At 58.7% G+C, this 9,310-nt stretch carries 7 protein-coding genes; 3 read left to right on the forward strand and 4 right to left on the reverse strand.

The window, feature by feature from the left end:
* Together ABYV89_RS11120 and ABYV89_RS11125 are read left to right on the forward strand one after the other, a co-directional pair.
* The coding region (locus tag ABYV89_RS11120; protein ID WP_432823022.1) for a PEP-CTERM sorting domain-containing protein at positions 1-309 on the forward strand (309 nt) is incomplete at its 5' end.
* A 79-nt stretch (positions 310-388) separates the two neighbouring features.
* Entirely contained in the window at positions 389-1,075 is a 687-nt protein-coding gene (locus ABYV89_RS11125) for a CAAX prenyl protease-related protein (RefSeq protein ID WP_432823023.1), read from the forward strand.
* 27 nt (positions 1,076-1,102) lie between these two features.
* Here the strand turns inward: ABYV89_RS11125 and ABYV89_RS11130 are convergent, their stop codons facing one another.
* Both ABYV89_RS11130 and ABYV89_RS11135 read right to left on the reverse strand, forming a co-directional pair.
* Positions 1,103-3,508, reverse strand: a complete 2,406-nt coding sequence (locus ABYV89_RS11130) for a Lon protease family protein (RefSeq protein ID WP_432823024.1) — start codon at positions 3,506-3,508, stop codon at positions 1,103-1,105.
* 30 nt (positions 3,509-3,538) lie between these two features.
* A complete protein-coding gene (locus ABYV89_RS11135) occupies positions 3,539-4,459 on the reverse strand; it encodes a dihydrolipoamide acetyltransferase family protein (protein ID WP_432823025.1) in 921 nt (306 codons plus the stop codon).
* Between the two features lie 168 nt (positions 4,460-4,627).
* Here ABYV89_RS11135 and ABYV89_RS11140 point away from each other — a divergent pair, with 168 nt between their 5' ends.
* Complete coding sequence (locus tag ABYV89_RS11140) at positions 4,628-6,730, forward strand: 3-hydroxyacyl-CoA dehydrogenase NAD-binding domain-containing protein (RefSeq protein WP_432823026.1); 2,103 nt, start codon at positions 4,628-4,630, stop codon at positions 6,728-6,730.
* A 377-nt stretch (positions 6,731-7,107) separates the two neighbouring features.
* Here ABYV89_RS11140 and ABYV89_RS11145 read toward each other — a convergent pair whose 3' ends face one another.
* The gene (locus ABYV89_RS11145) at positions 7,108-7,659 is read right to left on the reverse strand and encodes a ComEA family DNA-binding protein (RefSeq protein WP_432823027.1); all 552 of its coding nucleotides are present in this window, start codon (positions 7,657-7,659) and stop codon (positions 7,108-7,110) included.
* A 2-nt stretch (positions 7,660-7,661) separates the two neighbouring features.
* A complete protein-coding gene (gene cimA, locus ABYV89_RS11150) occupies positions 7,662-9,233 on the reverse strand; it encodes a citramalate synthase (protein ID WP_432823028.1) in 1,572 nt (523 codons plus the stop codon).
* Between the last annotated feature and the right edge of the window lie 77 nt (positions 9,234-9,310).

Here is a 9,310-nt window from a genome sequence, read left to right on the forward strand (position 1 = left end):
GACACGACTGGTGACACGACTGGTGACACGACTGGTGACACGACTGGTGACACGACTGGTGACACGACTGGTGACACGACTGGTGACACGACTGGTGACACGACTGGTGACACGACTGGTGAATATATTCCACTGCAACTGGCACAATCCGGCGTTCCTGACATATTCACGGAACCGAACTCTAGCAAATATTCCAGGCAGCTGTCCCTCTCGACAACGTCCATTCCTGAACCGACCTCTCTGCTGTTGCTTGGCTCCGGCATCGCTGGACTGCTGTTATACCGTCGCAAAAAAAACAATCGAGATTAATTCCTCTTATTGACCTGGAACTCATTGCCCCCCATAATCTAATGACTGATTATGGGGGATTTTGTTTCCAGGAGGGGAAATGGACAAAAAGAGTGTTCTCAGGATTCTGCCCTTTGCCCTGTTCATGGGATTCATCGGCATCGAGGAAGGGGTACGGTTTCTGCGCGATCACGGGCTGCTTAGCCTCACCGACCGCGACCTCCTTTTCCTCTATCCAATCAAGGCCGGACTGGTCGGCCTGGTACTGATTCTGCTGGCCAAGAGTTATGACGAGATCCGCCTGCGCGATTTCGCCCGAGTCGGCCACACGGCAATCAGCATCATATCGGGACTGGGGATTTTCCTTCTGTGGATCAACATGGACTGGGGATTTGCCACCCTCGGCGATCCGCAGGGGTTCAACCCGGACGCGATCGCCGATGACGGCATGCGGACCTTTATGGTGGCGACACGACTGGCCGGAGCGGTGCTGGTAGTACCGGTCATGGAGGAGTTGTTCTGGCGCTCGTTCCTGTTGCGTTACGTGATCGACAGCGATTTTTCAAAAATCGACATCGGCCGTTTCACCTGGCCCTCGTTTCTGATCATCACCGTTTTGTTCGGGCTCGAGCACAACTACTACCTGGCCGGCATGATGGCCGGCGCCGCCTTCAACGCCTTGCTCTACCACACCCGCAGCATCGCCCAGTGCATCCTCAGCCATGCCGTCGCCAACCTGGCGCTGGGGATCTACGTGCTGCAGAGCGGACAGTGGCGTTTCTGGTGAGGACAGGCCGCGGCCGCCCCCTGCCATTCATTTATCGCCATTCTTCCCCTGGCCGAATTTGCGCAGGGATTCTGCCATCTGCCGCAGGCGCCTGTCGACCAGGCCGTTGACCGTCCCTTCGGGCCAGATGCCGTCTTCCTGCCGCTCTCCTGCCGGCACTCCGGTGAGAATTTCGATCCCCTCGTCAATCGTCGACACCGCCCAGACGCGAAACTGGCCGCTGGCCACCGCATCGATCACCTCTTTATTCAGCATGAGGTTTTTCACGTTCTGCACCGGGATCATCACCCCCTGCTCGCCGTTCAGCCCTTTCGCCTTGCACACGGTGTAGAACCCTTCGATCTTCTCGTTGACCCCGCCGATGGGCTGGATCTGCCCCCGCTGGTTGACCGACCCGGTCACCGCGATCCCCTGGCGGACCGGAAGGCCGGACAGCGACGACAGCAGTCCGTAAAGTTCGGTGGATGAGGCGCTGTCGCCTTCGACGCCGGCGTATGACTGCTCGAAACAGATCGACGCGGCCAGCGCCAGCGGCTTGTCCTGGGCGAAGCGATCACCGAAGAAGCCGGTGAGAATCAGCACCCCCTTGTCGTGGATCGGGCCCGACAGCTTGACCTCGCGCTCGATGTTGACCATCCCCCCCTTGCCGAGGTAGGTACGCACGGTCACCCGCGATGGTTTGCCAAATGAATAATCGCCGAGCATGTAGACCGACAGTCCGTTGACCTGGCCGACCACGGTGCCGTCGGTGTCGACCAGGATCGAGCCCTCCTCGATAAATTCCTGGATCCGCTCCTCGACCTTGTTGGAACGGTAGATCCTGGCCTCGATGGCCAGGTCGACGTGGGCGGCGCCGACCAGTGACTGATCCTGGCGGGCAGCGTAGAACGAGGCTTCGCGGATCAGGTCGGCAATATCGAGAAAGCGCGACGAGAGACGCCCCTTGTCTTCAATCATCCGGGCTGAATACTCGACCAGGCGGGCCACCCCGGTCGGATCGAAATGCCGGACATTCTCCTCGCTGCATTTGGCGGCGACGAACAGGGCGTACTGCTGGACATTTTCCCAGGTATTTTTCATCATCCGATCAAAGTCGGCCTTGACCTTGAAATATTTCCGAAAATCCTGATCAAGGTGATAGAGCAGGTAGTAGAGCTGAGGGGTGCCGATCAGGATGATCTTGCAGTCGAGCGGGACCGGCTGGGGCTTCAGGGAAACGGTGGCGATCAGGCGGAACTGTTCGGCCATGTCCTCAATTTTCACCTCCCCCTTGCGGATGCTGCGCTTGAGCGCCTCGTAGGTGAAGACGTTGATGAGAACTTCACGACAGTCGAGAATCAGGTAGCCGCCATTGGCCCGGTGCAGCGCCCCGGGCTTGATCATGGTGAAATTTGTGATGGCGTTGCCCATCTGGATGACATGTTCGATGCGGCCAAAGAGGTTGAAATAGGTGGGATTGGCTTCGTACACCACCGGGGCGCCGGTCAGCTCGCCGTTGTCGACAAACAGGTTGACCCGGTAGCGGTCGAAGGACGGCTCCTGGGTCAGCCCCTTGAGCCCGGGGATGGGCAGGCTCGGCCCTTCTGAAGGCCGGAATTCGTCGATCCGCTCAAGAATATTTTTCTTGCAGCCGGCAAAATGCTCCAGCACCTGGTCGTAGTCCCGGTATTTCTCCTCCAGCGCCTCGAACAGGTGGCCGATAGCCAAGAGGAGCACCTCTTTTTCCATCTTGACCGTCGCCGTCCGCATCTCCTTTTCCTGGTCACGGACCTGCCGCATCACCTCGGCCAGCTGCTCCTGCAGCTCTGCCCCGCTCTGGTCGAGACTTGCCCGCTCCTCGTCCGAAAGGTCTTCAAATTCCTGCTGAGACAGGGGCTGACCGTCCTTGGTCGGAACCAGCACCAGGCCGCTTACCGACCTCTGCAGCACGAACCGTTTACGGTTTGCCTCGGCTTCCAGCTCTTCGAATAGACTGCGGTGCTTTTCCTGGTAGTCGCTGGCAATCTGGTTTTTCTGCTGCTCATACTCCTTGCTTTCGAAAACCCTGGGGATCTCCTCGGCCAGACGGCCGACCAGCGCCTCCATGTCCTTCTGCAGTTGCCGCGCCATGCCGGCAGGCATCCGCAAACAGACGGCCCGGCCGGTTTCCTTGAAATCGTTGAGATAGCACCAGTCGTCAGGCACCGGTTCACTTGCCGCCCGCCGGCCGATCAGTTTCTTGATGGTCGAAGAGCGCCCGGTTCCCGGCTCGCCAAGGACGAACACGTTGAATCCGCCGTCCCTGATCCCCAGGCCGAACTCGATGGCGGTCAGCGCCCGGTCCTGACCGATAGTCCCTTCCAGCGGCGGCAGTTCCGCGGTGGAAGTGAATTCGAACTGGGCCGGGTCGCATTGCCAGGCCAACGCATCAGGTGACAACAGCAGATGTTCCAAGGCTCACCCCTTCTCTCGAGACATTGAATTTCAGGATTCGAGCGTGACCGGCGCTTCGAGGTAGCTCTTGACGGTGGCCAGAAAGTCGGCAGCGTCGGCCCCGTCGAGAATCCGGTGATCGGCCGAGAGGGTCAGGCGCAGCATCGGTGCGACCCCCGGCTCGCCGTTGTCATTGACCACCACTTCGCCGCGGATCGTCCCCACGGCCAGAACCGCCGCCTGGGGGGGAGTGATAATGGCGCTGAACGATTCGACCCCGAGCATCCCCATGTTGGAGACGGTAAAGGTTCCGCCGGCCATCTCGGCCTGGGTCAAATGCCCCTGGTGGGCTTTTGTCGCCAGTTCGGCGGCTTTGCGGCTGATTCCGCCCAGGGTCAGCCCCCCGCAGTCGGCAAGGACCGGATAATAGAGACCGCGGTCGGTGGCAACCGCCATCGCCAGGTTGATTACCGGCTGTTCGACCGCCTCGCCGTCGATCCAGAGGCTGTTGACCCAAGGATGCTCCTTGAGCGAACAGACGCAGGCGGCTAGAACAAAGTCGTTGACCGTGACGCCGATACTCTTGCGCAGGCCGATCACGTCGGTCATGTCGATAGCGACGGTGACGAAAAAGTGAGGGATAGTCTGCCAGCTCTCGACCATCTTGCGAGCAATAATTCGCCGGACCTTGACCGACTTTCCCGGCTTGGCTGTGACAGCCTCCGCAGGCGCAGGAGCCCGGTCGATCACGGCCAGCAGCGTGCCGACCGGAACGGTTTCCCCTTCGGCGACCTTGAGGACGACCACCTCGCCGGCCTCGGACGCCTCGATCCTGATGGTTTCACTGCCGGTGTTGATTTCGGCAACCAGATCCCCAGGCGCTACCCGGTTTCCTTCCTGGATGTGCCATTTAACGAGCGTCCCCTCCTGCATGTGATCGTCAAATCGGGCCATGGCAATACGCGTCAGCATGGGTCTCTCCTCTGAAAAGGCAATCCATAATTAAGCAAATCTTAACAATTCGGCAATGAATTGGCAAGGCGAAGTCACTGGCGCGGCAGACTAAATTGCTCCGCCCACTTGCTCTTGCGCAGCAACTCGATATCATTAAAGAAACAGATACCAGCATAGGGAGTCTCCATGAATCATTACCTCTCCTTTACAATCGACAATGGTTTGGCCCTGATCAGGCTCGATGCCTCGGACGAAAAGGTCAACGTACTGTCGGCCCCCTTTCTGCTTGAACTTGAGGAAACGGCCAATAAACTTGGGTCCCGCAGTGATGTCACCGCCGCGGTGGTCTTTAGTGCCAAGACACCCGGCTTCATCGCCGGCGCCGACATTTCGGCCATCGCCAATGTCGATGACGCCGAAAAGGGAAGGAGCCTGGCCAGACAGGGGCAGCAGATATTCAACCTCTGGGCCGCGTTGCCGTTTCCGGTGGTCGCCGCGGTTCACGGCCACTGCCTCGGTGGCGGAACCGAGTTCGCTCTGGCCTGCAGCGCCCGCGTCGTTGCAGAAAATGCCAGTTTCGCTTTACCGGAGGTGCGATTGGGCATCCTTCCCGGGTTCGGCGGCACCCAGCGTCTGCCGCGCCTGATTGCGCTGGAAGCGGCCCTCGACATGATTCTGACCGGCCGCACCGTCAAGGCCGACCACGCCCGCAGGATCGGCCTGGCTGACCGGGTGGTGCCCCCCGTCGAACTCGTCGATCAGGCGCAGGACCTGGCCCTTAAACTCGCTGCCGACCCCGGACTGCTGCAGCCCGAGCGGAGCAAAGCCCGGGGTGGACTGAGGCGCCTGCTGCTGGAGAAAAACCCTGTTGGGCGCCTGCTGCTGTTTCACATGGCCGCCCGCAACGTCGCCCGGCAGACCAAGGGGCATTACCCGGCGCCGCCGGCAGCCTTGGCCCTTGTGCGCGAAACCGTCACGATGAACCTCGAGCAGGGACTCGAGCGGGAAGCGCTGACCCTGGGCCAGCTGATCGTCACCGATGTCTGCAAGAACCTGGTGCATATCTTCTTCCTTTCGCAGCGGGCCAAGAAAGGGTGCGGCCTGGCCGCCTCCCCGCTGCCGGTAAAACAGGCGGCCGTCCTCGGTGCCGGCGTCATGGGAGCCGGGATTGCCTGGTTGTTCGCCAGCAAATCGGTTCCGGTGCGGCTCAAGGACATCCGCCAGGAAGCCGTTGATTCTGGAATGGAACATATCCGCAAGTTGCTGGGGAAAAAAGCCGGCGACCGCCCGGGTGCGGATAAGCGGGTCGCTGAACAGATGGCCCTGGTCACCGGAACCATCGACACCGAGGGGATGGGCAATGCCGACCTGGTCATCGAAGCGGTGGTCGAAAAAATGCCTGTGAAACAGGCGGTACTGAAAGAGACCGAGGGGCTGCTGAAAGAAAATACAATATTCGCCACCAACACTTCGGCCCTTTCGGTAAGCGAACTGCAACAGGTCGCAGCACGTCCTGAAAACGTTGGCGGGATGCATTTTTTCAACCCCGTCGACCGTATGCCTCTGGTGGAAATTATCCGGGGTCGTCAGACTTCGGAAACAACCGCGGCGACCCTTTTCGACCTGGCACTGAAACTTGGCAAAACCCCGGTCCTGGTAGCCGACCGCCCCGGCTTTCTGGTCAACCGCCTGCTCATGGCGTACCTCAATGAAGCCTGCCTGATGGCCGAGGACGGGATCGACTGGCAGTCACTGGATCAATTGGCCACCGCTTTCGGCCTGCCAATGGGGCCGTTCCGCCTGATCGACGAAGTCGGCATCGACATTGCCGTCGAAGTCGGCGACACCATCAGTTCGGCCTTTTCATACCTGAAACCGTCGCCCCTGCTCGAGCGGCTGCACCAGGCGGGGCTGCTCGGCAAAAAAGGGGGAAGCGGCTTCTACCTCTACCATGGCAAGGAAACTTCGCCCAACCCTGCAATGGCCGGAGCGCTCGAACTCTCAGGCGGGAGGGCTGCGACCGAAAGCGACCTGCGCCGCCTGTTGCTGCTGATGGTCAACGAAGCCGGGCGCTGCCTTGATGAAAAGGTGGTGGGGGCCCCTGAAGATATAGATACCGGGATGGTCTTCGGCACCGGATTCCCTCCGTTCCGCGGCGGGTTGTGCCGCTGGGCCGACCAGCAGGGGCGCCAGCCCCTTGTCTCTGAGCTGCAAAGGCTGTCTCAAGACCAGGGCGAGCGGTTCTCCCCCTGCCCTAACCTTGAAAATAATCCCGGATTTTACCCATAAAACAGGGCCGGAAGTCTGATAGCTTCCGGCCCTGGGTATATTCATGTCGACCCGTCGATTAGTTAACCAAGAAAGTGCTGGTTGTTCCTTGCCCGGTTCGCCAGGATGGTAGGATCAAGAACCTCGCCACAGGAGCAGCATTTCCAGGCATCAAAAGACCGTACGAAATCGTAGTATTTTTCGGCGAACATCCTGCTTCGGCATTTAGGGCATTTCATCGCTCTCTCCTTTTACGTGATGGTATTACACCTGTTTCTTGTGCTAACGTTCATAAACAGTTACACAAGACATGCCAGATACGAAAAAAAAGAGCTTCCAATCCTTTACCATTTATCACAAAAGCAGATTTTTAACTATTTTTCATGACCTTAGCCTTGCTAAAAAAAACACCTCCAACGCTCAATCGACTTGCTGCCGATGCCAGTAACCCGTTGCAGATTTTCGATTGAGCCAAAATCGCCACTTTTTTGACGGTTTTCTTCTATTCTTTCGGCCAGACGGGCCCCGATTCCCGGCAATGCTTCCCAGTCTTCCAGTGTCATACGGTCCGGATGAAGCTTGACCCCAATCGCAATCCGCTGGCCTGCCGGCATCCACCTCCTTATTACTTCAATGATTTCAACTCCATCCCGGACTACAGAGAGGTTTTCTCCATCCATTACGGGTTCATTCAGGACGACGGAAGAGAGTCGCCCTGAACCCATCGGTGCAATCGTCAACGAAATGACGGTTTCCAGATCAATGCCGTCAGAAAATTGATGGATTGCCTGAAGCGGGAAACCCTCGCCAAGCAACACCCTGATTTTACGTTCCTTTCCAACAGGAACGGCCGGGAGATTTTTCTCTCGAAAAATCTCCCGGCCGTTCAAAACAGCAAGATAAACCAGCAGAAGCAATAACAGAAGCGTCGTCCCCCGCGGAGGACGCATGACTAACCTTCCTGATCTTTGATCAGTTTGTACAGCAATGCATCGATCAGGGCATGGTACGACGCGTCGATGATGTTGTCGCTGACCCCTACCGTTCCCCAGCGGGAATCCTTGTCCCCCGACTCAATCAGCACACGGGTGACCGATGCGGTCCCCTTGCCGGCGGGCAGAACGCGAACCTTGTAGTCGAGCAGGCGAATTTCCCGCAACCGGGGATAGAAGTTCTCCAGAGCCTTGCGCAGTGCGTTGTCAAGGGCGTTGACCGGCCCGCTCCCTTCGGCGGCGGTGTGCTCGATGCGGCCGCCGACCTTGACCTGGACGGTCGCCTCGGAAACCGGCTTTTCATCCTCGTGCCGCTTGGAGTCAATGACCCGAAAACCGATAACCGAGAAGAAGTTGCGCAGCGTGCCAAGGGCCCGGCGCATCAGCAACTCGAAAGAGGCCTCGGCCCCTTCGAACTGGAACCCCTTATTTTCGAGATCCTTGATATTCTCGAGAATTTCCAGGGTCACGGGATCCTTGCTGTCGAGGTTGATGTTGAACTCCTCGGCCTTGGCCAGGATGTTCGAACGGCCGGAGAGGTCGGAGACCAGCACCCGGGTGCAGTTGCCGACCAACTCGGGACGGATATGCTCGTAGGTTTCGGGATGCCGCTGGATGGCGGAAACGTGTACCCCGCCCTTGTGGGCGAAAGCCGAGTTGCCGACGTAGGCCATGTGCTTGTTGGGAACCAGGTTGGCCAGCTCGTATATGGTTCGGGAAACCTGGCGCAAGCGCTTGAGCTGTTTCTCATCAACGCAGGCCCTGCCCATCTTCAGCTGCAGCGAAGGAATAATGGAGCAGAGGTTGGCGTTGCCGCAGCGCTCGCCGAAGCCGTTGATGGTTCCCTGCACGTGGACAATGCCGTGAGCGACCGCGGTCAGCGAGTTGGCCACCGCGCATTCGCTATCGTTATGGGTGTGAATGCCCAGGGGCGTCGAAACGGCCAGCTTGACCTGTTCGATGATCGCCTGCAGTTCGTGCGGCAGCGTGCCGCCGTTGGTGTCACACAGGACAATGCAGTCGACATCGGCCTGCTGGGCTGCCTTCAGGGTTTTCAGGGCATATTCGGGGTTGGCCTTGTAGCCGTCAAAGAAATGTTCGGCATCATAAATGACTTCGCCGACGTTCTGCTTGAGGTAGGCCAGGGAGTCGTAGATCAGCTCGAGATTCTCCTCGAGGCTGATGCGCAGGGCCTCGTGGACATGAAAGTCCCAGGTCTTGCCGAAAATAGTCACCGCATCCGGCTCGGCCTGAATCAGGGTGCGGATGTTATTGTCCTTGTCCGGGGTTGTCTTGGCCCGGCGGGTCGAACCGAAAGCGGCAATCTTGGCCTGCTTGAGAGTTACCTTCTTGATGTCTTTGAAAAAGGCGATGTCTTTGGGATTGGAACCGGGCCAGCCGCCTTCGATGTAATGAATCCCCAAATCGTCCAACAGCTGGGCGATGCGGATCTTGTCGGCCACCAGAAAAGAGACATCCTCGGCCTGGGTACCATCCCTCAACGTCGTATCATAAAGCTTGATCTGATTCATTACGGCTTCCCCGTTTCCCTCAGTCCGACCAAGCAGGCAGGGGCGACGCATGCGGCGCCCCTGCCTGCTGCGGCCAC

Origin of the sequence: Trichloromonas sp., from assembly GCF_041583255.1 — a bacterium.
Taxonomy (GTDB): domain Bacteria; phylum Desulfobacterota; class Desulfuromonadia; order Desulfuromonadales; family Trichloromonadaceae; genus Trichloromonas.